Consider the following 24,204-nt stretch of genomic DNA (forward strand, 5'->3'; position numbering starts at 1 on the left):
TTCAGCGGGCGCCGTCCCGGTGAGCGGACGCGGCCGCGGGGCGGAATCGGCCAGGCACTACTGTCAAAACGTGGCTGAATCTCGTTCTGCTCGCGGTCCGGGTTCATTTCCAGCGTACGACGCCGACGTGCCCGACTTCTGGCGGTCGCTGGGGCTGCCGGGCGTCATCGACGTCCACGTCCACTTCATGCCGCCGCGGCTGATGTCGCGGGTCTGGGAGTACTTCGACTCGGCCGGGCCGCTGATCGGGCACGAGTGGCCGATCCACTACAAGGTCCCCGAGGAGGAGCGGATCACGCTGCTGCGGGCGCTCGGCGTCCGCGCGTTCACCTCGCTGGCCTACCCGCACAAGCCCGGCATGGCCGAGACCCTGAACGAGTGGACGGCCGCGTTCGCCGCCCGGGTCCCCGAATGCGTCCCGACCGGAACGTTCTACCCCGAGCCCGAGGCCCTGTCGTACGTGCGCCGCGCCATCGACGCCGGCACCCGGATCTTCAAGGTGCACCTCCAGGTCGGCGGCTTCGACCCCCGCGTCCCCGAGCTGGACGAGGTCTGGGGCCTGCTCGCCGACGCCGGCGTGCCGGTCGTCGTGCACGCCGGCTCGGGCCCGGTCGCCAACGGCTTCACCGGGCCCGGCCCGTTCGGCGGCGTGCTCGCCCGGCACCCCCGGCTCGCCGCGATCATCGCCCATCTCGGCGCCCCCGAGTTCGAGGGCTTCTTCGACCTCGCCGACCGGTACGAGCGCGTCACCTTCGACACCACGATGGCGTTCACCGACTTCTTCGGCGGCCTCGGCCACTTCCCGGCCGAGCTGATGCCCCGCCTGCGCGACCTCGGCCTGGCCGGGCGGATCCTGCTCGGCACCGACTTCCCGAACATCCCGTACGAGTACGCCCACCAGCTGGAGGCCCTCGCCCGCCTCGACCTCGGCGACGACTGGCTCCGCACCGTCTGCTGGGACGCCTCCGCCAAGCTCCTCGACCTCAGCCCCGCGCTCAGCTAGCCCCGTGCTCGGCTAGCTCCGTGCTCAGCTGGCCCTGTGCTCGGCTGGCCCCGCCGGCTAGTGGCCGCAGCGGCTCTCGCCGGCGTGCTCGTGCGGCTCGGCGCCGGACACGTGCCGGGGGCCGTGCGGGTCCTCGCAGTGGAACTCCTCGTCCACGTGGTCGACCTCCAGCGTGGTGTGCGTGATCCCGTACGAGTCGCGCAGCAGCTCCTGCAGGTCGCGCCGGACCGCGTGGCAGTCGCCCTTCGGCTCCACCAGCACGTGCGCCGACAGCGCCGGGTAGCCGGAGCTGACCTCCCACACGTGCAAATCGTGGACCTCCTCCACGCAGGGCCGCTCGGCCAGCCGGGTGCCCAGCTCGCCCGGGTCCAGGCCCGCCGGCGCCGCCTCCATGAGCACCCGCCCCGCGTCGCGCAGCAGGCCGTACCCCGCCTTGAGCATCAGCGCCGCGACCACCAGCGAGGCGATCGCGTCGGCCCGCGCGAAGCCCGCCGTCCAGACCAGCAGGCCGGCGACGGCGGTGGAGATGAACGCGTACAGGTCGTTCAGGATGTGCTGGAACGCGCCCTCGACGTTCAGGCTGCGCCGGTCGGCCCGGCTGATCAGCCAGGTCGCGCCGAGATTGACCGCGACCCCGGCCAGCGACGTCCAGAACACCAGCGGCCCGTTCACGTCGGGCGGGTGGATCAGCCGCTCGACGCCCTCGTACACGAAGAACGCCGCCAGCAGGATCAGCGTGAGGCCGTTCAGCTGCGCCGACAGGATCTCCGTGCGGCGCAGCCCGTAGGTGTAGCCGCCGCGCGGCGGGCGGGCCGCGATTCGCATCGCGATCAGGGCCAGCGCGATCGCGAACGCGTCGGTCATCATGTGCGCCGCGTCGGTGATCAGCGCCAGCGACCGCGCCGCCACGCCGATGACCACCTCGACGCTCATGTAGCCGAGGATCAGCGCCAGCGCCGCCGACAGGTACCGCCGGTCGGCCTGCGGGGAGACCCCGTGCCCGTGCCCGTGGCCGTGCCCGCTCACTCGTCCGCCTCCTCGTGGCCGATGTGCGCGAGCGCCACGTCCAGGAGCATCCGCACGTGCGAGTCGTCCAGCCGGTAGTACGCGCGCCGCCCGGACCGCCGTACGCGGACGACCCGGTTGGCGCGCAGCAGCCGCAGCGAATGCGACACCCCGGACTCGCTGTGCCCGCAGGCCGCCGCGATGTCGCACACGCACATCTCGCCGCCCTCGAGCAGCGCGGTGATCACCCGCAGCCGGCCCGGATCGGCCAGCAGCCCGAAGATCTGCGCCAGCTCCGAGATCTTGTCCGGCTCCGGCATGGCCGCGGTGACCATGGACACCTTGGCCGGGTCCACGACGCGGACGGCGCACGCGTCGGCGGTCCTGATGTCTGAAGCACTGCTCATATGAGCAGACTAGCATCCCCGATCAGGTCGGGCCGACCTGCCCCGTCGGGGTGTTCTCCGGGACCTGCTCGCCCTCGGGGGTCGGCGGGACCTCCCCGCCGCCGGACGGCTGGGGGGTGACCGGAGGCTGCGTACCCGGTCCATCGGTCGGGATGCCCGGAGTGCCGGAATCGGTCGGCGGGGCGCTCGGGTCCGCGCTGCCCGAGTCCGACGGGTCCGGCGACGGCGACAGCTCCTCGGGGAGCGCCTGCGGCGGGCCGTCGGCCCCGCCGGTCGTCGCGACCGGCCGCTCGAACCCCATGGTCGCGTCCGGGTCCACCAGAACGAACGACCGCACGGTCGCCTTCACCTGGATCTTGGTCACCCCGCGCTTGTCGAATCCCGGCCATGAAGATCCTTTGTACTTCGCCTTCCCCGTGGAGATCTTTTTGTCCGGCTGCGTCAGTGGATTGCCGCAATTGCACTTCACCACCGGGACGCCGTATTCGTTCACCAGGACGCCTATTCCGGCCTGCAGCACGGCCGGGAGCCGGGTCGGCTTGCCCGCCTTGAACCCGTGGTTGGTCACCAGCGTGTCGGTGCGCAGCAGCACCGGCGTGAGCCGCCCCACGAACCCCGGGATGTCCCCGGCGCCGATCCGGTGCACCTTGGCCCAGGCCTTCGCCTTGGCCGGGTTGGCCCGCAGGAACGCGATCAGCTTGGCCGGGTCGCAGCTCGCCGCCTGCCGGGTGCCCCCGTACAGGCCCGGCGTGCTCCCGTCCTTCGTGCCGCCCCTGGCCGGGCTCCGCTCGATCCGCTGCCGGTCGGTGTTCGACATCAGCGTGTACGGATCGGGCCCCGCCGATCCCACCGTCAGGCGCGTGATCGTCTCACCCGCGCCGCCGCAGCCTCCCAGAAGCGAGGCCCCCAGGACCACCACGGGGACGAGTCCGCCCCCGAGAATTCGAGAATTGATCTCCGGCATGTGTCTCTCCCGCCCGTGGCCGGTCGAACCTATACTCTTTGATGCCACGGCGGCGGGTTTTGTGCCTGGTCAATTGTTCGTATTTTCGTAACGGGGACCCGATGACACAGCCACTCAGCCCCGCCGACCCCGCCCGGCTGGGCGCGTACGAGATCCTCGCCCGGCTCGGCACCGGCGGCCAGGGCGTGGTGTACCTGGGCCGGGCCCGCGACGGCGAGGTCGCGATCAAGCTCCTGCACGCCCGCACGATCGCCGACGCCGGGGCCCGCGCCCGCTTCGTCCGCGAGCTGTCCCTGCTCCAGCGCGTCGCCGGCTTCTGCACGGCCCAGATGCTGGAGGCCGACATGGCCGGCGACCGCCCCTACATCGTCAGCGAGTACATCCCCGGCCCGTCCTTGCGGCGGCTCGTGCAGGACCGCGGCCCCCGTACCGGCGCCGACCTCGACCGCCTCGCCATCAGGTCGGTCACCGCGCTCACCGCCATCCACCGCGCGGGCATCGTGCACCGCGACTTCAAGCCGCAGAACGTCCTGATGGGCCCGGACGGCCCCCGCGTCATCGACTTCGGCATCGCCCGCGCGCTGGACTCCGAGGCCACCCTCACCAGCCAGCTCATCGGGACCCCCTCCTACATGGCCCCCGAGCAGTTCGCCGGGGCCGACATCGGCCCGGCCGCCGACATGTTCGCCTGGGCGCTCACCCTCCTCTTCGCCGCCACCGGCCGCGACGCGTTCACCGGGCCGTCCGTCCCCGTCGTGATGTACCGGATCATGAACGAGACCCCCGACGTCTCCGTCCTTCCCGACGAGATCGCCGATGTCGCCCTCGCCTGCCTGCGCAAGAACCCCGCCGCCCGCCCCACCGCGGAGGAGGTCCTCCTCCGCCTGCTGGGCGAGAACAACCCGCCGCCACCCTCGCTCTCGGAGACCGCCGGCGGCGCCCGGCGCGCCGACCCGCCCCCCGCCCGCGAACGGTGGAGCCCTCCGCCGCGAGAAGCCCCGCCCACCGGCGCCGACCCGCACATGAACGCGCCGCCCGCGTACCCGGAACCGGCCGATCCGGCCCGGCCCTTACCGCGGGACGAGGCGCCTCCGCCCGCACGACCCGGCGCCCCCGCCCACAGAACGGGCGCGGCAGGGCCCCCGCCCGCGCCCCCGGCGGCGGGCCCCGGCGGGCACATGCCCTACCAGGGCCCGCCCGCGGAAACCCACCCCGGGCGAGGCGGTCCTCAGCCCGACGGGCGGCAGGACGGCCCCGGCACGCGCGACGGCGGCGCCTACCCCAGGCGCCTGCCGCGGAACGTGCCGGTCGTCGCGGGGCTCGTCCTGGCGGGGCTGCTGGCCGCGCTGGACGTGGCGTCGCTCGCCATCCTCGTCGCGCAGCCCGAGCTGAGCGAGGGACCCGGCGGGCGGTGGCTGCCGGTGGTGGCGGGATCGTTCGTGCTGCTGGCGGTGGTCACGCTGGTGGGCGTGGTGCTGGCCTGGCGCGGGAGCCGGGCGGCGGCCTGGACGGTCCTGGCCGTGCGCGTCCTGCGGGTCGCCATGTGGGGCGCCTGGAGCGCGCTGGTGGCGGTGCAGGTGTCGGCGCTGGCCCTGCACGCCGGAGTGACCGCCCTCGTCGTCGTGCTGCTGGCCGCCGGCCTGCGGTCACGCTGACGGCAGGTGGCGCTCGGACCACTCCTTCAGGTCGCGGCGCTCCACGGCGGCGGCCATGAGGCCGGGGAAGGCGTCGGGCGTGCACGCGAACGCGGGGACGCCCAGGGCGGCGAGGGCGGCGGCGTTCTCGTGGTCGTGGGCGGGGGCGCCCTCGTCCGACAGGGCCAGCAGGACGATCACCTGGACGCCGGCGGCGGTGAGCGCGGCGACGCGGCGCAGCATGTCGTCGCGGGCCCCGCCCTCGAAGAGGTCGCTGATCAGGACCAGGATCGTGTCGTTCGGGCGGGTGACGAGGCCCTGGCAGTACGCGAGCGCGCGGTTGATGTCGGTGCCGCCGCCGAGCTGCGTGCCGAACAGCACCTCCACCGGGTCGTGCAGCTGGTCGGTGAGGTCCACGACCGCGGTGTCGAAGACGACCAGGGACGTGCGCAGCGAGCGCATCGACGCCAGCACGGCGGCGAACACGCCGGCGTGGACGACCGAGGCCGCCATCGACCCGCTCTGGTCCACGCACAGGACCACGTCGCGCTCGACGGCCTGCCGCCGGCGGCCGTACCCGATCATGCGTTCCGGCACGAGGGTGCCGTGGTCGGGGAGGTAGTGCCGCAGGTTGGCGCGGATCGTGCGGCCCCAGTCGACGTCGGCGAGGCGGCGGGGGCGCCGGACGCGGGCCGAGCGGTCGAGCGCGCCGCCGACGGCCGAGCGGGTGCGCTGCGCGAGCCGGCTCTCCAGATCCTGGACGACCTTGCGGACGACGGCGCGGGCCGACTCGCGGGCCCGGTCGGGCAGCACCTGGTTGAGCGAGAGCAGCGTGCCGACCAGGTGCACGTCCGGCTCGACGGCCTCCAGCATCTCCGGCTCCATGAGGAGGCGGGTCAGGTCGAGCCGCTCGATCGCGTCCTTCTGCATCACCTGGACGACGGTGGACGGGAAGTACGAGCGGATGTCGCCGAGCCAGCGGGCCACCGCCGGCGCCGAGTCGCCGAGGCCCGCGCCGCGCCGCCCGGACCGGGACCGGCCGTCGTCACCGCCGCCGTACAGCTTCTCCAGGGCGCCGTCCATCCGGGCCTCCTCCCCGGACAGCCGCGCGCCGGTGCCCTCGGCACCGCCCTCGCCGCCGAGGACCAGCCGCCAGCGCTTGAGGCGTTCGTCGGTGTTCACGGCACTCTCCAGCCGAGGATGTCCAGGGCGGTCGCCGCCGCCGCGGCGGCGCGTCCGGGATCGTGGTCGGGGTCGCCGGTACGGCCGGGGCCGCGCGGCGCGTCCAGGTGCCGGACCCGCTCGCCGATCGTGCGGCGCTCGGCGGCGCCGTACCCGCCGAAGGTGCGGCGCAGCAGCGGCAGCACGTCGGTGAACGAGTCGCCGGGCAGCCCGGCGATCCAGGCGTCGACCAGGCGGAGCAGGTCCTCGTCGTGGACGAGGATCAGCCCGCCGCCGGACAGGAAGCCCTCCACCCAGGCGGCGGCGCGCTCGGGCGCGGCGCCGGCCGAGACCGAACGGGCCATCCGGCCGGCCGCGTCCGGCAGCAGGCCGGCGTCCAGCAGCAGCCGCGCCAGCCGCCCCTCCAGGAGCCCGTGCAGGTCGCGGCGGTCGATGACGGCGGCCAGGGTGCGCCGCCAGCGGTCGAGGTGGCCGCCGTCGCCGAGCAGCGCGAGGGCGCCGTGGACGGCGTCGATCCGGGCGAGCGTCTCGCGGGCCGCGTCGTCGTCGAGCGCGGTGACGGCGGGCGGCAGGCCGACGCAGATCCGCACCACCAGCCCGTCGACGACCGTGCGCAGCGGGCCGGTCGCGGTGCCGCGCACGTCGCCGTACCGCAGCGCCCGGACGAGCGCGGGCAGCGCCGCCATCAGGTGCGCGACGTCGGCGTCGACGGCGGCCCGGTCGGCGAGCGCGCGCATCACCGCGGGCAGCGCGCCGCCCAGGTCGGCGAGCAGGCACCGCTCGGCGAGCGCGGTGAGGTCGGCGAGCGCCCCGGCGTGCCCGGCCATCGCCTCCGCCCGCGCGGTCGCGGCGCCGAGGACGGTGGTGCCCCACGCGCTCGCCTCGATCAGCTCCACCTCGAACTCCGGCCGCCACATCAGCGTCCAGGTCTCCCGGAACGTCCCCTTCGAACGGCCGGCGCCCTCCTCGGGGACGCCCCAGTCGATCTCCAGCAGCCGGAGCCGGTGCAGCAGCCGGCTGCGGTCCAGGTCGACGGGCCGCCGCAGGTCGAGGACCTGCTCCTTGTCGAGCGGGGACCGGGTGAGCCGCAGCCGCCGCACCTGCGCCTCGAGATCGCGCGCGAGCGGCACCATCGGCGTCGTCTCCGGTACGGCGCCGAGCCGCTCGCCGACCACCATGCGCCGCTGGATCAGCTCCACCGGCAGCTCGTTGCCCTCGCACAGCACCGCCCGGGTCGCCTCGGTGATCTCGTCGAGCCCGGCCAGCGGCCGGCCGCGCAGCGCGGCCAGCGCCTCCGCCAGCCGGACGCCCTCGATCACGTGCGCGGACGAGACGTGCAGGTCCTCCTCCCGCAGCACCCGGGCGGCGGCGGTCAGCCACCGCTCGACCGGCCGGTCGGGGGCCGTGAACAGGTGGTGGTACCAGCCCGGCGAGCGGACCCCCGCCCCGTATCCCGACCTGCTGGCCAGCCGCCCGTGCGTCCACGGCACCCAGGTCATCGCGACCTTCACCTTGGGCAGCCCGCGCAGCGTCCGGTCGTCGCGCGCCGCCGGGACCTCCTGGAGGAGGGCGGGCACGTGCCAGGCGCCGCACACTACTGCGACGCTCTCGTGGCCCTCCTTGAGCGTGCGCCGCAGCATCCGCCGCATGTACGCCTCGCGCTGCTCCTCCCGCTCCAGGTAGGCGTCCGGAAGCGCGCCGGACCCGCTCGCGGGCAGCCGCTCGCGCAGCTCGGCCATCGCCTCGGCGATCGCGGGGAACGGCGAGGGCCCGTCGTGGCGGTGCTCGACGACGTCGTCCCACCACCGCTCGGCGTCGTCGTACCCGGCCGCCTTGGCCAGCCAGCCGAGCGGGTCCATCCGGATCTCCCGCTCCTCCGCCGCCTCCGGCCCGCCCGGCGCCTCCGGCCCGCCCGGCATCTCCGGCCCGCTCGGCGCCTCCGGCCCGCTCGGCGCCTCCGGCCCGCCCGGCATCTCCGGCCCGCTCGGCACCTGCGGCCCGCCCGGCACCTGCGGCCCGCCCGGAACCGCCGCGGGATCGGTCGGCTCCTCCGGTACGGCGGTGTCGTCGGACTCGGCGGGGTCGGCCAGCTGGTGGGCGGCGGGAAGGTCGCAGAAGCGGACCGGGACGCCCGCGGCCAGCGCGTACCGGACGGCCTGCCATTCGGGGCTGAACTCGGCGAACGGCCAGAACGCGGCCTGCCGGTCGGCCTCGCCGGCCGGGGCGGTGGCGGGGCGGCCCGGGGCGTACGCCAGCAGCGCCACCGGCGGGACCATCCCGGTCTCGCCGGCCAGGTGGACGATGGCGTCGGCCTCGGGCGGGCCCTCGATCAGGACCGCGCCGGGCCGGAACTCCTCCAGGGCCCGCCGCACGGCCCGGGCCGAGCCGGGGCCGTGGTGGCGGATGCCGTAGACCTCGACCCGGGCCCTCGCGCCGCGGTCGGCCGTCAAGACACCTCCCGGCAGGCGCGGTAGAAGTCATGCCATTCGGGGCGGTCGCGGACGACGGTCTCCAGGTACTCCTGCCAGACGACCCGGTCGGAGACCGGATCCTGGACGACGGCGCCGACGATGCCGCCGGCCACGTCGGCGGCGCGCAGCACGCCGTCGCCGAAGTGCGCCGCCAGCGCCAGCCCGCTGGTGATCACGGAGATGGCCTCGGCGGTGCTGAGCGTGCCGCTGGGCGACTTGAGCCGGGTGCGGCCGTCGCTGCTGAGCCCGCCGCGCAGCTCCCGGAACACCGTGACGACGCGGCGGATCTCCTCCAGCCCGGCGGGCGCCTCGGGGAGTTCGAGGGCGGTGCCGATCTGGTCGACGCGGCGGGCCACGATGTCGACCTCGTCCTCGACGGAGTCGGGCAGCGGCAGCACGACCGTGTTGAAGCGCCGGCGCAGGGCGCTGGACAGCTCGTTCACTCCCCGGTCGCGGTCGTTGGCGGTGGCGATCACCGTGAAGCCCTTGGCGGCCTGGACCTCGGTGCCGAGCTCGGGGACCGGGAGCGTCTTCTCGGACAGGACCGTGATCAGCGAGTCCTGGACGTCGCCCGGCATCCGGGTCAGCTCCTCGATCCGGGCCACCGACCCGGTCCGCATGGCCCGCATGAGGGGGCTCTCGACCAGCGCCTTCTCCGAGGGGCCCTCCGCGAGCAGGCGGGCGTAGTTCCAGCCGTACCGGATCGCCTCCTCCGGGGTGCCCGCGGTGCCCTGGACGAGCAGCGTCGAGTCGCCGCTGACGGCGGCGGCCAGATGCTCGGAGACCCACGTCTTGGCGGTGCCGGGGACGCCGAGCAGGAGCAGGGCGCGGTCGGTGGCCAGCGTCGCGACCGCGACCTCCATCAGCCGCCGGGCGCCGACGTACTTGGGCGTGACCTCGGTGCCGTCGGGCAGCTCGCCGCCGAGGAGGTACGTCGTCACCGCCCACGGGGACAGCCTCCAGCCGGGCGGGCGGGGCCGGTCGTCGTGCTCGGCCAGCCGGGCCAGCTCGTCGGCGTACTGCTGCTCGGCGTGCGGCCGGAGAACCGTCTCGGTCACGGGGTGAGCTCCTTCAGCATGTCGCGGCGGAAGCGCAGCGTCTCGGTCAGGTCGGTGAGGGCGGCGGCCCCGTGCCGGGCGGCCAGGGCCTCCAGCCGCGGCGCCGTCTCGGGCGCTAGCCGCTGGTCGGCCAGCCGGCACAGCTGGGTGAGGGCGTGCTCGTGGCGGTACGAGGACCGCTCGGCGGCCATCCCGATGCTGGCCACGACCGCCTCGGCGAGCGCGCCCGCCCAGGGGCCGGGGATCCGTTCCAGGACGCGCAGCAGCTCGGGCCGGCCCTCGGCCCAGCGGATCAGGTCGGCGGCGGCGCCGGCGCGCTCGTCCGCGGGGAGGACGGTGAGCAGGTCGGCGAGGGCCTCGGGCTCGTCGACGGCCACGCCGCCCCGCAGCAGCGCGCGGGCCCAGCCGACGTCGCGCTGGCGCAGCGCGGCGCGGGCCCAGCCGATGTGCACCGAGCCCGCCATGGCGCCCGCACCCGCCTCGGCGGGCCGGTCGGCCGCGGCGGCGGGGGCGACCGGCAGGCCGACGATCTCCCGCGGCGGGCGGCCGAACAGGTCCGTCCAGGTCGCCAGGGGAGTGCGGGCGAGGATCTCGCGGAGCCAGGCCGCGCGGGTGCCGACCGGCCCGCCGGCGCGGCGGCCCGGCGCGAACGACCCGGTCGGATGGAACGGGACGCCGTCGCGCGCCAGGTCCTCGCCGTGGCCGCGCGGCGGCTCGACCAGGATCCAGGTCTGCTCGCGCTCCCGCACGGTCCGCACCTCGGGCCGCAGGCACTCGCGCGCCCGCACGGCCATCCGCCGCCCGTACGCGGAGCCGGGCAGCCGGGCCAGCAGGTCGGAGGCCAGCTGCCGGACGTCCTTGCCGCGGTCCTCCAGGGCCTTCTCCAGGAAGTCCTCGTCGTCGGCGGACAGGCCGGTCTCGAACGTGGCCAGGAACGCGGCGCGGTCGGGGGCGGGCTCGCGGGCCCAGGTGCCGCCGAGCGCGTCCCGCGCGGCGGCCGGGTCGGTGCCGCGCAGCCGTGTCAGGTGGGCGACGCGCTGCTGCCGGGTGCCGGTCTCCCACACCTCGGCGTCGCCGCCCGGGTCGTCGCCGGAGCCGACCAGGTAGGCCCAGTCAGTGTTCTGCAGCGCCAGCCAGACGCCGCGCCGCCCCGCGGCGCGGGCGATGGCCGGGCGCAGCACCCGGTCGCTGCGGCCCTTCTCCAGCAGCTCGGGCAGCAGCCGCGACGGTACGCGGCGGCCGTGCGCGGCGGCGGCGTCCAGCCATTCGGGGAGCACCCGGATCTGCTCGCCGGCCAGGATGCGGGCCAGCCGCCCGGCGGCCGCGGCGGGCACGACCGGGGCGTCCTCCTGCGGCGCCGGGGCGACCGGCTCGGCGCCGGTCAGCGGCCGGCGGCCCGCCCGCCGGCGCAGCGCCAGAACGGCCGCCTGGTCCAGCAGCCGCCCCGCCGGATCACCGTCGCCCGGCGGGGCGCCGGGCAGTTCGGGCGGCGGCCGCCGCTCCGTGCCCAGCAGTGCCGCGCTGACATGCTCGCTCCATCCGCTCACAGGATCACCACCCCCTCATCCCCGTCGTCCCCCTCGGCCCTTTTGCCCTTCTCGCCCGCGGTCCCGCCGCCGGCCCAGGCCGCCAGGGGGAGCAGGCCCCGCGGCGACCACTCGCCGGCGAACGTCACCGGCGCGCCGCCCGAGACCGCCAGCAGCCGCCACGGCTCGGCCGACAGCAGCGGCAGCGCGTCCCCGTGCGCGTCGACGACCCGCGGCCCCCCGTTCCGCGCGAGCCGTACGCCGCCCAGCAGCGCCGGCCAGCGGTCCAGCCACGGGTCGCGGCCCAGCGCCGCCGCGTACTCGTCCAGGAACGCCCCGACCGTCAGCCCTTCCGGCGCGCCCCCGGCCTCCGTGGCCAGCCGGTCGGCGACCAGCGCCCGCAGCGGCTGCGCCCCCGGGTAGAACGCCAGCTCGGCCTCGACCCGGGTGCCCACGACGAGCGACGCGTCCAGGTGCCGTCCCGGCGCGGCGAACGACAGGACCAGCGCGGGCCGCCCGCTCTCGCGGCCGCGCAGCCACACCCGCCGCGTCGTGAGCTGGTCCTGCACCACGTCCCGCGACCCGATCACATGCCAGGAGTCGCGTACCCGCTCGCCGTCGCGCAGCACCTCTTCCTGCTGCACCGTGAACCCGATCCGCGACCGGACGGTCTCGCGCAGTCCCGGCGGCAGCCCGGCGCGCCGCTGGTAGGCCCTGACGAGCAGCCTGAGCAGCGCGTACTCCTCCAGGAGCCGGTCCGGCCAGCCCTCCTGCCGGGGGATCGCCGCCAGCCCCTTCACCTGCCCGGCCAGCGCCCCGGCCTGGGCGTCGACCAGCCGCCGCGCGGCCTCGTCCCACAGCCGGTACGGCGCCTTGTCCGCCTGCGCGAGCCCGTGCGCGACCTGGTCGCGGAGCCACTGGTCGAGGTCGGCGATCCCGCCGTCGACGCGCTGCTCGCGGCGCTCGGCCGTCCGGGGGTCCCTGGTCTTGGCGGCCGCGGCCCGCCGGCGCTCCCGGGCCTTCTCGGCCCGCGCCCGGCGCTGCCCGATCCACTCGGCGACCCAGTCCGGACGCGGTCCGCCCTCGACGGCGCCCTCACTCCAGAGCAGCAGCAGCCCGAGGACGTGCTTGCACGGGAACTTGCGGCTCGGGCAGGAGCACCGGTACGCCGGTTCGTCCAGGTCGGCGGCGGCGCGGTAGGCGCTCTTGCCGCCGCCGGCGCACTCGCCCCACACGGCGGCGGTGTCGCAGCCCGTCCCGGACCACCCGGCGGACCTGGCGACACCCGCCGCGGCCTTGGCCGCGGCGGCGTCGGGCGCCACGGCCAGCACCCGCTCCCGATCCCATCGACCGCTCACACCCTCGAAACTATCGGCAGGGTCGGACAGTGAGCGGCCCTTCACGGGATCGGCGCGCGAACCGGCCGGGAACGCTCAGCGGCCGCGGCCCTTGCCCACCGTGGGACGGCTGCGGTGGCGGGTCTTGCGCAGGCGTGCCTTGCGCTTGCGGTGGTACTTGGCGCGATCGAGCCTCTTCTTCGGTGCCATGAGCCATCGTGGGCCCGTCCCGTACGGAACGGCAGGCCCATGACCGCATCCGGCCCGCGCTATTGATCGGGCGCGGCGGGCAGGGCCGGCAGGTCGGGAACGGACCCGGAGTCGGGCACCAGCAGCAGGCCGCCGGTCAGCAGCGCGCCCAGCGCGACGGCGGCGAACAGCGTCACCCAGGCCAGGCCGGGGACGCCGGTGAGGTGGGCCAGCTGGTCCGCGTCGGAGCTGGGGGCCATGTGCCGGGACCGCATCCGCTGCAGCTCGACGACGGGCCGCGCGGCGGCGAACAGCAGGAACAGCGCGGCCAGGTAGGCGAAGCCCGCCTGGATCTTGGCGCCGCCCAGCCAGGAGACGCCGAAGATGATCGCTCCGGTGGCGACGATGGACAGCACGCCGTACGCGTTCCGGATCATGACGAGCATGGCGGCCAGCAGCGCCAGCGAGAACCACAGCATCAGCGTGATCCGGCCGCCCGCCAGCAGCGCGGCGAACAGCAGCCCGAGCAGCGGCGGCGTCATGTACCCGGCCATCGCGGTGAAGACCATGCCGGGGCCGTGCGGCTTGCCGCGCGAGACCGTGACGCCCGAAGTGTCGGAGTGCAGCTTGATGCCGTCCAGCTTGCGCCCGGTGACCAGCGCGATCAGCGCGTGCCCGCCCTCGTGCGCGATCGTGACCACGTTGCGGGCCACCCGCCAGGTCGGGCCGTGCAGGACCGCGCCGAGCGCGATCAGCCCGACCAGGATGACCAGCCACCACGGCGGGTCGGGCTGCGTTCCCGTCACCCGGTCCCACAGGTCGGCGATGCTTACCGTGTCCACGTCCACCTCGAAGTCGTCCTCGTCCGCGCTGCCCCAGGTTAGGACGTCGGGCATAAGCCTCGCGTTCAGTTCTTTTCGGTACGGGCCCGCGGCGTGACCCTAGTCACTCCGCGACGGCGGTGCCGGGCCCGGAGTGCGGCGAATCAAGGGGCGAACCGGGGGTGCCGCCGTTATGTTGTGGTCTCTGTACGCACTAGGGTGCCCTTCGCACATGCCAGGAATGGGCGTTTCGGGCGGTGCGGCGAGAGGGTGACGGGGATTGGGCGGGGAACGATCCTCCGGTCGGCCGGCGGGCCCGCGGGGGCTCTTCCGGCGCGACCGGTTGACGGGGCAGATCGCGATCGGCCTGGTCGGCGTGCTGGGCGTGGCCGCCATCGTGTACGGGGTGGGCGTCGCGAGCGCCACGTACAGGCTGTCGGACGTCGGGGCCTGGCTGAGCGCGACCGCCAAGGGCATGGTCGTGCACGCCAACGGCCCGGCCGGGAAGGTGGACGGGAAGGCGTCCGTCATCCCGCGGATGCGCGGCCACCGGATCAAGGTCGTCCAGGACGGCACCACGGTCCTGCTCGTGGACGAGGCCACCGGCGTCGTGAGCCGGATCGACCCCTCGCAGCTGAAGGTGCAGCGGAGCGCGGCGCTCGGCGGCGTCGGCCTCCAGGTCGTGATCGGCGGCGGTGCCGGGTACACCGTGGACCCGGCGAAGGGCACCGTCCAGGGGCTCGACCCGGTGCGGCTCGCCGCGACCGGGCCGCCGGTGGCGCTCCCGCCGCCGCTGGGCCAGGCCGGGATGGACGCCGCCGGGACCCTGTGGGTGCCCGTACCGCAGTCCGGGCGGCTGGCCTCGTTCCGGAACGGGGCCCAAGGGGCGCCGGTGCAGGTCGGCGGCGCCGGTGACCGGCTGAGCCTCACGATCGCGGCGGGCACGCCCGTCGTCGTGAACAGCACCGCCGCCACGGCGTCGATCGTGCGTCCCGGGGGCGTCCAGAAGGTCGCGCTGCCGCCGACGGTCGCCCGCGCGGCGAAGGCGGGCGGCGTCAAGGCGCCCGCGGCGACCGACGGCCAGATCGTCCCGATGCTGGGGACCGGCGGCACGCTGTTCCTGCTGAACACCGGCGTCGGCCAGGTCAGCCCCATCTCGCTGCGCCTCCCGGACCACCGCTTCGAGGCCCCGAACATCCTGGGCGCCCGCGTCTACCTGCCCGACCGCTCCACCGGCCGGCTGCTGGTCTTCAACACCGCCACCGGCGACTGGGAACGCCCCATGCAGGTCACCCGCCCCGGCGGCGGCCTGGAGATCATCGTGCGCGACCGGTTCCTGTGGGCGAACGACCCGGCCGGCGCGATGGCCCTCGCCATCGACCCGAACGGCACCGCCAGGCGGATCCGCAAGTACGACGACCGCGTGCCCGGCGGGCAGCGCCGCCCCATCCCGACCCAGGCCCGCGGCGGCGGCACCGGCGACGGCGCCGGCCAGGGCGCCGGCCAGGGCGGGAACGAGGGCACCCCGGCCCGGCCGCCCGGCGACGGCACCCCGTCAGAACCGCAGAACATCCGCGTCGACCCGATGAACGGCGGCATGAGGGTCACCTTCCGCCCCTCGGCGGGCGGCCGGCCGTACGGATACGTGCTCAAGGGCGACACGGCCGGGCTGGCGGTGAAACCCTCCCGCGTCGCGGCGAACGGCCCGTACCAGTTCGTCGTCACGGGCGGCAGCTGCGAGAAGTCCTACAGCTTCTCGGTCGCGGTCCGATACAAGGACCCGAACGGCAGGACCGCCGAAAAGGCGTCCATGCCGAGCGCCCCCGTAAGGCCCTGCACCCTCCCCGGCACGCCGACGGGTTTCACGGCCCAGCCCAAGAACAAGGGCGCCACGCTCACCTGGAATGGAAGCGGCTCGGGCGTCACGTACCTGCTGAGCGTCGACGGCGGCGCGCCGACCCCCGTGACCAGCCCGCACTCGGTCACCGGCCTGCGCAACGACCAGAGGCACCGCTTCGAGCTCACCGCCCGGAACGCCGCCGGAACCGCCCCCGCGAAGGCCACCGCGGAAGCCGACCTCGCCTATCCGAAGCGCGGCTACCGGAACATCAACAACGACGAGACCGACACCCTCGTCCGGCCGGGACCGCGCAGGCAGGGCGAGATCGGCAGGATTCCCAAGGGGGACTACGGCACCTACACGGTGATCTGCCAGGTCGTCGGCGACGAGTGGACCGAGACGCAGTCGGGCCACAGGAGCAGCGTCTGGAACCGGATCGAGTTCAACGGCCGGATCGGCTACCTGCACGAAGGGCTGATCGGCACGCCGCGCACCGGGGTCTTCCCCAACGCGCCCTTGTACGAATGCGAAATGTGAGCTGATGGCCGTCCCACGGGGGAGTGAGCGATGACCGAGAATCAGGCGATGGTGGACGCGGACGCCGTGGCGGGCCGGTTCGCGCAGCTGTTCGGCGCCCTGGCCGGGGCGATCGAGCAGGTCGTGCGGGGCAAGCGGGACAAGATCGAGCTGGCGCTGGTGTGCCTGCTCAGCGAGGGGCACCTGCTGGTGGAGGACGTCCCCGGCGTGGGCAAGACGACGCTCGCCCGCGCGATCTCGGCGACGGTGGACGCGAAGTGGACCCGCATCCAGTTCACCCCCGACCTGCTGCCCAGCGACATCACCGGCGTGTCGATCTTCAACCAGGGGGCGAACGCGTTCGAGTTCCACCCCGGCCCGATCTTCGCGAACCTGGTGGTCGCGGACGAGATCAACCGGGGCTCGCCCAAGACGCAGTCGGCGCTGCTGGAGGTCATGGAGGAGCGCCGGGTCACGGTCGAGGGGACGCCGCACCCGGTGCCGCGCCCGTTCATGGTGATCGCGACGCAGAACCCGGTGGACATGGACGGCACGTACCCGCTGCCGGAGGCGCAGCTCGACCGGTTCCTGATGCGGATCTCGATGGGGTACCCCGACCACCGCTCCGAGGTGGCGGTGCTGGCGGGGGCTCCGACGGGGGCGGCGATCGACGAGATGCGGCCGGTGGCGGGCCGCGAGGACGTGTCGCGCATGGTGGAGTTCGCCGGGCGCCTGCACGTCGCGCCGCCGCTGTACGACTACGTGGTGCGCCTGGTCGCCGCGACGCGCGACCATCCGGAGCTCCGGCTGGGCGCGAGCCCGCGCGCCAGCCTGGCGCTGCTGCGCGCCGCCCGGGTCCGGGCCGCCGCGGCGGGCCGGTCGTTCCTGGTGCCCGAGGACATCAAGGCGCTGGCCGTGCCGGTGATCGCGCACCGCCTGATCGTCACGCCGGAGGCGGAGCTGCGCGGCCGTACGGGCGCGGACGTCGTCGGCGAGGTCCTGGCGAACGTGCCGACGCCGCAAGCCGCCGGGGTCTGAGCCGTGCCGGGGGCGTTCGGCCGCCTCGGGGAACCGCTTCCGGCGCGGCGGCGTCGTGTGGTGGTGGAGTGGTCGAGGGTGGCGCCGTGCTGACGCCGTTGGGCTGGGGGACGGGCATCGGGGCGGTCCTGCTGTACGGCGCGGGCTGGTGGCTGGGATATCCGGAGCCCGCGGTACTCGGGCTCGCGGGCCTGGCGGCCGTGCTCGGCGCCGTGCTGTGGACGCTGCCGAGGCCGCGGCTGGAGGTGTCCCGGGAGATCGCGCCGCTGAAGGTGGCGAGGGGCGAGCCGGCCGTCGGTGTGCTGCACGTGACCAACGCGGGCCGCACCGGGGTGCGGGGCCTGACCGCCCATGACTCCGCCGGGTCCACCGAGGTCGCGGTGGATATCCCGAGGCTGCGGCCGCGCGGGCGGCGGACGGTGACGTACCGGCTGCCCACCGCCCGCCGCGGCGAGATCCCGGTCGGGCCGCTGCGCCTCGTCCGCGCCGATCCGCTGCACCTGGCGCGCCGCGTGCGCGAGTACGGCACGCCGCGGACGCTGCTCGTCCGGCCCAGGACGGTCGCGCTGGCGCTCCTGCCTTCCGGGCGGGCGTACCACCTGGAGGGGCCGACGAGCGACCGGTCCCCGGCGGGCACGACGACGTTCCACGCGCTGCGCGAGTACGTGGTCGGCGACGAGATGCGGCACATCCACTGGAAGTCGTCCGCCCGCACCGGGACGCTGATGGTGCGCCAGCTCGTCGACGCGAGTCTGCCGACCACGACCGTCGTCCTGGAGGCGCGGCCGGACGCGTGGGCCGATCCGGACGACTTCGAGCTGGCCGTGGACGCGGCCGCGTCGGTCGCGGCCGGCGCGGCGGCGGCGAACTTCCCCGTGCGGGTGCTGACCGGGAACGGGCCGGTCGCCGAGACGCGCGGCGGCCCCGACGACACCGAGGTGCTGCTGGACCGGCTGACGGCGGTCGCGCCGGCGGAGGGGCCGCGGTCGCTGCTCGACGCCGTGCGGCGGGTGCGCGCGGGCGGCTCGCTGGTCGTCGTCGCCTCCGGCGGCGCCGACCTCGGCCGGATCGCCGCGGTGCGGGGCCGGTTCGATCGGGTCGTGGTGCTGCGGGTGCGGCCCCGCGAGCCGGCGTCGGCGCCGCCCGGCGTCCATCTCGTCGACTTCGGCGATCTGGACGCGCTGGCGGCGGCGTGGCGGCGGCTGGGGCGGTCCCGGTGATCCGCCGCTACCTGTCCCTGCCGGTCACCGCGGCGCTGGCGGCGGTGGCGGGGCTGGCGTTCCACCGGGTGTTCGGGTTCGGGCCGGTGCTGCCGGTCGTGGCGGCCGCCGCGCTGGTCCCGACGCTGCTGTCGGCGGCGCTGTCGGGCCCGCGCCGGGAGGGCCGCTGCTGGCCGCTGTGGATCTCGCTGGTCCTCACGGTCGCGGCGTGGGCCGGCACGGCCGCGGTCACCGTGCTGCGGCCCGCGCTCGCCGACGGCACGTTCCCGCACGCGCTCCGCGAGGGCGTGCTGGGCTCGTGGAAGTCGATCCTCACCACGCTGCTGCCCGCGCCCGCCGAGCCGCGCCTGCTGGTGCTGGTCCACGTGCTGGTGTGGCTGGCCGCGTTCGGCTCGGCCGAGCTGGCGCTGCGGACGTCGCTGCGCGCCGCGCCGTGCCTGCCCGCGCTGGCGGTCTTCGGCATCGCGCTGCTGCTGGGCGTGGACGGCCCGGGCTCCAACCTGCCCCCGGCCGCGGCCGCCGTCGTGCTGATCGCCGTGCTCGTCCTCGTCCGCTCGCCGTCGCCCGGGAGCGCGGCCTGGCGGCCCCTCCTGCTCGGCGTCCCGGCCGCCGCCGTCCTGGGCGCGCTGGCCCTGCTGGCCGGGCCGTACGTGCCGGTCGGCGCCGACCCGTACGACCCGCGCGAGCAGGTGCAGGCGCCCCCGCCGCAGCAGCGGGACGGGGTCAGCCCGCTCGACCGCGTCGGCGGCTGGCTGCTGACGCCCGACCAGGTGCTGTTCACGGTGAAGGCGTCCCGGCGGGAGAACATGCGGCTGGCGGTGCTCGACCGCTTCGACGGCGTGACGTGGTCGTCGACCGCCCGGTTCGTCCCGACCGGGAGCCGGGTGCCGAGGCCGCCGGAAGGGGACGGCGCCGGTGCCGCGAAGCGCCGCACGGCCGTCCAGGAGATCACCGTGCGCGACCTGCCGGGCGTGTGGGCGCCGGCCGCCGACCGGCCCCGCCGGGTGGACGGGCTGGGCGTCGTCGTCGACCCGGCCAGCGGCACCCTCGCCGTGGCGCGGGAGCTGCGGAAGGGCCAGACCTACCGCGTCACCTCCGAGATCAGGGAGCTGACGGCCGGCGACCTCGCCGCCGCGCGCGTCGCCACCGACGCCGAGGCCCGCGCCGCGACGCGGCTGCCGTGGGGGCCGGGGGCCACGCGGGCGCCCGTGCAGCTGGCGGAGTTCCGGCGCTTCGCCGAGGGCGCGACGGACGGGGCGTCCTCGCCGGTGCAGCGGGCCGCGATGCTGGCCGTGCACCTGAAGTCGTACGCCCGGTACGACGTGACCGCCCCGCCCGGGCACAGCTACCGGCAGCTCGACTACTTCCTGTCCGAGGGGCGCCGCGGGACGCCCGAGCACTTCGCCGCCTCCTACGCCGTGCTGGCGCGCTCCCTCGGCCTCCCCACCCGGGTCATGGTGGGGTTCAGCGGCGGCCGGGCCGCCGGCGACGTGCGGGACATGCGCGCCGGGGACGTGATGGTCTGGCCGGAGGTGAAGTTCGAGGGGCTCGGGTGGGTCCCGTTCAACCCGACCCCGCAGCAGGCGAGCAGGTCCAAGCAGTCGGACTCGGTCGCGGCGGGGGAGACCCAGCAGAAGCTGGAGCAGCTGCAGAAGAACGCCGCGTCCCAGCAGCGCGGCACGGGCGCGGGCAAGACGCCGCAGGCGCCCGCCGCGACGCCCGCGCGGGAGGAGTCCCCGCTGCCCTGGTGGGTGTACGCGGCGTCCGCCGCCGGGCTCCTGGCCGCCGCGTACGTGGCGGCCGTGCTGCTCGCCCCGGCCCTGCGCAGGCGCCGCCGGCGCCGCGCGGGCACGCCCGCCGCGCGCATCGCGGGCGCCTGGCGGCAGACGCTGGACCATCTCGGCGATCTGGGCCTGGCGACGGCGCGCACGCTGACCGCCCACGAGGTGGCCCGCTTCGGCACGGGCCGGCTGGGGGAGCGCGCCATGCGGCACCTCGGCCCGCTCGCCGACCTGGTCAACCACACCCGCTACGCCCCCGGGCCGCCGCATCCGAACGCGGCGGAGCGGGCGTGGGAGCACACCGACGAGCTGGGCCGCCTGGTCACCGCCGAGGCGGGCCGGCTGCGGCGGCTGCGCCGCCGCCTGCACCCGCGCTCGCTGCGCCGCGACCGCCCCTAGGCGGGCGGCACCCGGACGGAGACCTCCCCGCCGAGGCGGGCGCCCGCCTCCAGCTCCAGGTCGTCGCCGCTCCAGAAGCGGCCCGGATCGAACCAGTTGGGGCGGCGCCCGCGCGGCAGCAGCCCCATCGACTGGTACGTGACGGCGACGATCTCGGCGCAGAACGCCGTCTCCAGGTTCACGTCCCGCTCGGCCGGGCGGCGGAACGGGACGCGGCCGCGCAGCCAGCGCCCGGCGAGCCGGGACGTGGACGGGAACGGCGTGCCGTCCAGCCGCGCCACGGCCTTGAGCGCCGCGTTCTCCATCTCCCGGCCCGCCGGCGGGTCCAGCTGCCGCAGCCAGGCGCGCTGCCCGTACCGCGTGCCCCACGCCACCACGGCCTCGCGCAGGTCGTGCAGCTGGGCGCCGCGGTGGTGGCTGCCGGACCACATGTCGCGCAGCGACCGGCCCAGCTCCGCGTGCCACATCAGCGGCGGCAGGTCCTCGATCACGATCGACATGCCCACGTGGTTGACCGGGCTGTTGGTGGTCATCTGGATCGCCCGGTCGGCCACGGTGCGGCCGCGGAACAGCCACACGTCGCCGGTACGGGTCAGGTCGGCGGCCTCGTCGAGGCCGATGCTCGTGCCGGACATGATCGGTACCCTAGGCGGATGCGGTGGTGGAAGGTGCTGGGAGCGGCCGGATTCGTGGGCGTGGCGGCGACCGGGGTGGTGATCGCCCGGGCGGAGCGGCGCCGCCGCTCGTACACCCCCGACGAGATCCGCGAACGGCTCCACCGGCGCGCCGCCGAGGCTCCCGGGAACGGCGGCGACGGCGGGAACGGCGCGGGGAGCGCCGCGGGCTGACCCGCCCCCGTCCGGATCCGGCCACACCGGTCCATTTCCCGTCATGGTGCGTCTCACTCCGGGCGGTGCTCGTTACCTTGGCCGCCACGTCGGCGGCGGGGAGGGTGACGGGCGTGGGACGTGCGGCGGGGCACGCGGGGCAGGGGGGCGTACGCGGGACGGTGCGCGCGCTCTTCCGCCGCGACCGGGTGACGGGCCAGATCGCGATCGGCCTGGTCGGCGTCCTCGGCGTCACGGCCCTGGTGTACGGGGTCGGCGTCGCGAGCGCCCGCTACGACCTGGCCGACGTCGGGGCCTGGCTGGCCGCGCCGGCCAAGGGCCTGGTCGTGCACGCCAACGGACCGGCCGCCAAGGTCGACGGCAAGGCGGCGCTGCCCGCCGCGATGCGCGGCCACCGGATCCAGGTCGTCCAGGACGGCTCCACCGTGCTGATCGTCGACCTCGACACCGGCGTGGTCAGCCGCATCGACCCGTCCCAGCTGAAGGTCGAGCAGAACCGCAGGCTCGGCGCGGCCGGCCTCCAGGTGCTCGCCGGCGCGGGCCGCGCGTACACCGTCGACTCCGTCAAGGGCACGATCCAGCAGCTCGACCCGTACACGCTGGCCGCGTGGGGGAGCCCGGCCCAGGTCACGCCGCCGCTCGGGCAGGCCGGGATCGACGCCCGCGGGACGCTGTGGGTCCCGGCGCCGCAGCACGGGCAGCTGGCCGCGTTCCGGGACGGCGCCGCGCGGCCGCCGGTCGCGGTGGGCAGGCCGGGCGCCCGGCTCGCGCTGGCCATCGCCGCCGGGGAGGCGGTCGCCGTCGACTCCACGGCCGCCACCGCCACGGTGATCAAGGAGTCCGGCGCGCACCTCACGGTGACGCTGCCGTCGACCGTGCGGGCGGCGGGCCGCGGCGGCGTGCTCGTCCCGGCGCGCACCGAGGGCAGGACGGTGCCGCTGTTCGTACCGGAACGCGCCTCCCTCATGCTGCTCGACACCGCCACCGGCCGGGTCTCCAGCTCCAGCGGGGCGACGTCGATGGCCCGGCACCGCTTCCGCGCCCCGCAGATCCTCGGCTCGAAGGTCTACCTCCCGGACGAGACGGCCGGCGCGCTCTGGGTCTACGACACGGTGGCGCAGCGGTTCGAGCGGACCATCTCCGTCACGGGCCGCCCCTCGACGCTGGAGGTGTTCGTCAAGGACGGGCTGCTCTGGGCGCACGACCCGCGCGACCACCGCGCGATCGTGCTGGACGGGCGGGGCGCCGTCAAGCGCGTCGAGAAGTACGACGACCGGGTCCCCGGCGGCCCGAACCGGCGCCCGCTGCCGCGTCCCGGCGGCGGTGCCGGGGGCGGCGGCGCGGACCAGGGCGGCGGCCGCGGTGGCTCGGAGTCGGACCCGCGGCCGCGGCCGCCGGTGCGCACGCCGGCGCCGCAGGAGCCGCCGCTCGCGCCCGGCGGCCTCACGGTCACGCCCGGCGCGGGCACGATGCGGGTGGACTTCCAGCCCTCCGTGGGCGGCACGCCCACCGGGTACGTGCTCAAGGACGTCCCGGCCGGGCCGGCGGTGTCGCCGCCGAGCGTCGGGCCGGGCGCGGGCGCGTACACGTTCACGGTCACCGGCGGGGAGTGCTCGCGGGAGTACCGGTTCCGCGTCGCCGTCCGGTACCGGGACGCGCAGGGCCGTACGGCCGAGCGGGTGTCCGCGCCCAGCGATCCCGTCCGGCCGTGCGTGCCGCCGGGCGCGCCGAGCGGCGTGCGGGGGACCGCCACGGCCTCCGGCGCGCGGGTGGCGTGGAGCCCGGCCGCGGGCGCCGAGCCGGGGACGACGTACCGGGTGGCCTGGAGCGGGCCGGTGAGCGGCAGCCGCACCGGGGTGGCGGGGACGTCGGTGACGCTCGGCCAGATCGGGATCAACGGGCGGTACACGTTCACCGTCACCGCCGCCAACGAGGCGGGCGCGGGCAACGCCGCGTCGGCCGCCGAGCAGCTCACCGGCCCGAACCGGAGCTACAAGGTCGAGCGGAACGGCAACTCCAACGCCTACATCCACAAGACCGCGAACTCCAACGCCGACGACCGCGTCGCGACCATGCACGACAACAACGGCGAGTCGGTCACGGTCCACTGCCAGACCAAGGGCGTCCCCTACACCCACCCCAGAGACAAGAACCTGAGCGGGGACATGTACGTGAAGATGACCTACGGCGGCGCGACCGGCTACATCATCGGCTACCTGATCAACACCCCGGGCGACTGGAAGGCGTACGCCGGGCTGCCGCTGTGGCGCTGCAAGTAGCGGCCGAGCAGCGCCGGCGGGCGGTCAGTTCTGCACGCGGGCGCCGCGGACGCAGGCCGCGGGCTTGGACCACGACATGGTGGCCGGCTTGTTCTGGTTGAGCCGCAGCAGCGCGCCGACGCGGAAGCAGTAGCCCTTCCGCGCGTCCAGCCCGGTGACCGTCGCCGACCGCGCGCCCTTGCCCGCCGACACCGCCGGGGCGCTCCCGGCCGGGAGCACCTGCACGATCATCGGCAGCTCGCGGGCGGCGGGCGGCACCTGCCACACCAGGACGGCCCGGGCGCCGACCGCCTTCACCTTGACGCCGCGGGGCCGCGTCGCCCGGTACTGCGCGGCCGGGATCGGCTCCTGGTCCGCCGCGCCGGGCTGCTGCGCGCCGCCGGACGGCTGCGCGGCCTGGGCGCCCGCCGACCGGCCGTTCCGCGGCTCCTCGGGCGGGCCGCCGCGCAGCGCGAGCGCGCCGATGCCCAGGGCCAGGCCGCCGACGACCACGACGGTCGCGGCGACGATCAGTCCCCGCCGGGGCCCGTCCCCGCTCCGGGCCGCTCCGTCCGGGCCGCCCGTCGCGTGCTCCGGCGGCGGCCAGCTGGGCGCGGCGTCCTGCCGTGCGGCGGGTGCGGGCCGCGCGGCGAGTGCGGGCGCGGGCGGCGAGGCCGGTGCCGTCGGGTGCGCGCCGGACCGCCGCG

General features: G+C 75.9%; 19 protein-coding genes. 8 read left to right on the forward strand and 11 right to left on the reverse strand.

Going from position 1 to position 24,204, the window contains the following annotated elements; genetic code table 11:
- Positions 1-127 precede the first annotated feature (127 nt).
- A complete protein-coding gene (locus AB0881_RS31510; RefSeq protein ID WP_366622780.1) occupies positions 128-1,003 on the forward strand; it encodes an amidohydrolase family protein in 876 nt (291 codons plus the stop codon).
- A gap of 57 nt (positions 1,004-1,060) precedes the next feature.
- Here AB0881_RS31510 and AB0881_RS31515 read toward each other — a convergent pair whose 3' ends face one another.
- The 3 genes from AB0881_RS31515 to AB0881_RS31525 are packed head-to-tail and all read right to left on the reverse strand — an operon-like array spanning position 1,061 to position 3,379.
- Entirely contained in the window at positions 1,061-2,029 is a 969-nt protein-coding gene (locus AB0881_RS31515; protein WP_366622782.1) for a cation diffusion facilitator family transporter, read from the reverse strand.
- Positions 2,026-2,415, reverse strand: a complete 390-nt coding sequence (locus tag AB0881_RS31520) for a metalloregulator ArsR/SmtB family transcription factor (protein WP_366622783.1) — start codon at positions 2,413-2,415, stop codon at positions 2,026-2,028. Before AB0881_RS31520 ends, AB0881_RS31515 begins: the two co-directional genes overlap by 4 nt.
- 22 nt (positions 2,416-2,437) lie before the next feature.
- Positions 2,438-3,379 carry a DUF6777 domain-containing protein gene (locus AB0881_RS31525; RefSeq protein WP_366622784.1) on the reverse strand — a complete coding sequence of 314 codons (942 nt, stop codon included), beginning with the start codon at positions 3,377-3,379 and terminating at the stop codon, positions 2,438-2,440.
- 101 nt (positions 3,380-3,480) lie between these two features.
- On the opposite strand from AB0881_RS31525, the gene AB0881_RS31530 reads away from it, so the two are divergent.
- Positions 3,481-5,034, forward strand: coding sequence for a protein kinase (locus AB0881_RS31530; protein ID WP_366622786.1), 1,554 nt, complete (start codon positions 3,481-3,483; stop codon positions 5,032-5,034).
- Here the strand turns inward: AB0881_RS31530 and AB0881_RS31535 are convergent.
- From AB0881_RS31535 to AB0881_RS31560, 6 genes are all read right to left on the reverse strand, one after another.
- Positions 5,026-6,195 carry a VWA domain-containing protein gene (locus AB0881_RS31535; RefSeq protein ID WP_366622788.1) on the reverse strand — a complete coding sequence of 390 codons (1,170 nt, stop codon included), beginning with the start codon at positions 6,193-6,195 and terminating at the stop codon, positions 5,026-5,028. The genes AB0881_RS31530 and AB0881_RS31535 overlap by 9 nt on opposite strands.
- Entirely contained in the window at positions 6,192-8,645 is a 2,454-nt protein-coding gene (locus tag AB0881_RS31540) for a DUF5682 family protein (protein WP_366622790.1), read from the reverse strand. Before AB0881_RS31540 ends, AB0881_RS31535 begins: the two co-directional genes overlap by 4 nt.
- Positions 8,642-9,724 (reverse strand): AAA family ATPase, encoded by a 1,083-nt coding sequence (locus AB0881_RS31545; protein WP_366622791.1) that lies wholly within the window; start codon positions 9,722-9,724, stop codon positions 8,642-8,644. The genes AB0881_RS31540 and AB0881_RS31545 overlap by 4 nt, the downstream gene beginning before the upstream one ends.
- Positions 9,721-11,271 (reverse strand): DUF5691 domain-containing protein, encoded by a 1,551-nt coding sequence (locus tag AB0881_RS31550; protein WP_366622792.1) that lies wholly within the window; start codon positions 11,269-11,271, stop codon positions 9,721-9,723. The genes AB0881_RS31545 and AB0881_RS31550 overlap by 4 nt, the downstream gene beginning before the upstream one ends.
- Positions 11,268-12,608, reverse strand: coding sequence for an SWIM zinc finger family protein (locus AB0881_RS31555; RefSeq protein WP_366622794.1), 1,341 nt, complete (start codon positions 12,606-12,608; stop codon positions 11,268-11,270). Before AB0881_RS31555 ends, AB0881_RS31550 begins: the two co-directional genes overlap by 4 nt.
- Positions 12,609-12,856: 248 nt before the next feature.
- Entirely contained in the window at positions 12,857-13,672 is an 816-nt protein-coding gene (locus AB0881_RS31560; protein WP_366622795.1) for a M50 family metallopeptidase, read from the reverse strand.
- A 268-nt stretch (positions 13,673-13,940) separates the two neighbouring features.
- Here AB0881_RS31560 and AB0881_RS31565 point away from each other — a divergent pair, with 268 nt between their 5' ends.
- The 4 genes from AB0881_RS31565 (at position 13,941) to AB0881_RS31580 (ending at position 20,391) form a co-directional block, all read left to right on the forward strand.
- Complete coding sequence (locus AB0881_RS31565) at positions 13,941-15,974, forward strand: hypothetical protein (RefSeq protein ID WP_366622797.1); 2,034 nt, start codon at positions 13,941-13,943, stop codon at positions 15,972-15,974.
- Between the two features lie 30 nt (positions 15,975-16,004).
- The gene (locus tag AB0881_RS31570; protein WP_366622798.1) at positions 16,005-16,991 is read left to right on the forward strand and encodes a MoxR family ATPase; all 987 of its coding nucleotides are present in this window, start codon (positions 16,005-16,007) and stop codon (positions 16,989-16,991) included.
- 86 nt (positions 16,992-17,077) lie between these two features.
- The gene (locus AB0881_RS31575) at positions 17,078-18,211 is read left to right on the forward strand and encodes a DUF58 domain-containing protein (protein ID WP_366622800.1); all 1,134 of its coding nucleotides are present in this window, start codon (positions 17,078-17,080) and stop codon (positions 18,209-18,211) included.
- Complete coding sequence (locus AB0881_RS31580) at positions 18,184-20,391, forward strand: transglutaminaseTgpA domain-containing protein (RefSeq protein WP_366622802.1); 2,208 nt, start codon at positions 18,184-18,186, stop codon at positions 20,389-20,391. The genes AB0881_RS31575 and AB0881_RS31580 overlap by 28 nt, the downstream gene beginning before the upstream one ends.
- On the opposite strand, the gene AB0881_RS31585 is transcribed toward AB0881_RS31580, so the two are convergent.
- The gene (locus tag AB0881_RS31585; RefSeq protein ID WP_366622804.1) at positions 20,388-21,026 is read right to left on the reverse strand and encodes a hypothetical protein; all 639 of its coding nucleotides are present in this window, start codon (positions 21,024-21,026) and stop codon (positions 20,388-20,390) included. The two genes, AB0881_RS31580 and AB0881_RS31585, sit on opposite strands and share 4 nt — an antisense overlap.
- Before the next feature lie 18 nt (positions 21,027-21,044).
- Between AB0881_RS31585 and AB0881_RS31590 the strand changes: the two genes are divergently transcribed.
- Positions 21,045-21,239 (forward strand): hypothetical protein, encoded by a 195-nt coding sequence (locus AB0881_RS31590; RefSeq protein WP_366622809.1) that lies wholly within the window; start codon positions 21,045-21,047, stop codon positions 21,237-21,239.
- Positions 21,240-21,352: 113 nt separating this feature from the next.
- A complete protein-coding gene (locus AB0881_RS31595) occupies positions 21,353-23,518 on the forward strand; it encodes a hypothetical protein (RefSeq protein WP_366622805.1) in 2,166 nt (721 codons plus the stop codon).
- A gap of 24 nt (positions 23,519-23,542) precedes the next feature.
- Here the strand turns inward: AB0881_RS31595 and AB0881_RS31600 are convergent.
- On the reverse strand, positions 23,543-24,204 hold a 662-nt coding region (locus tag AB0881_RS31600; protein ID WP_366622807.1), incomplete at its 5' end, for a fibronectin type III domain-containing protein.

The sequence above is a fragment of the Spirillospora sp. NPDC029432 genome (genome assembly GCF_040703975.1).
In the GTDB taxonomy this organism is placed as follows: domain Bacteria; phylum Actinomycetota; class Actinomycetes; order Streptosporangiales; family Streptosporangiaceae; genus Spirillospora.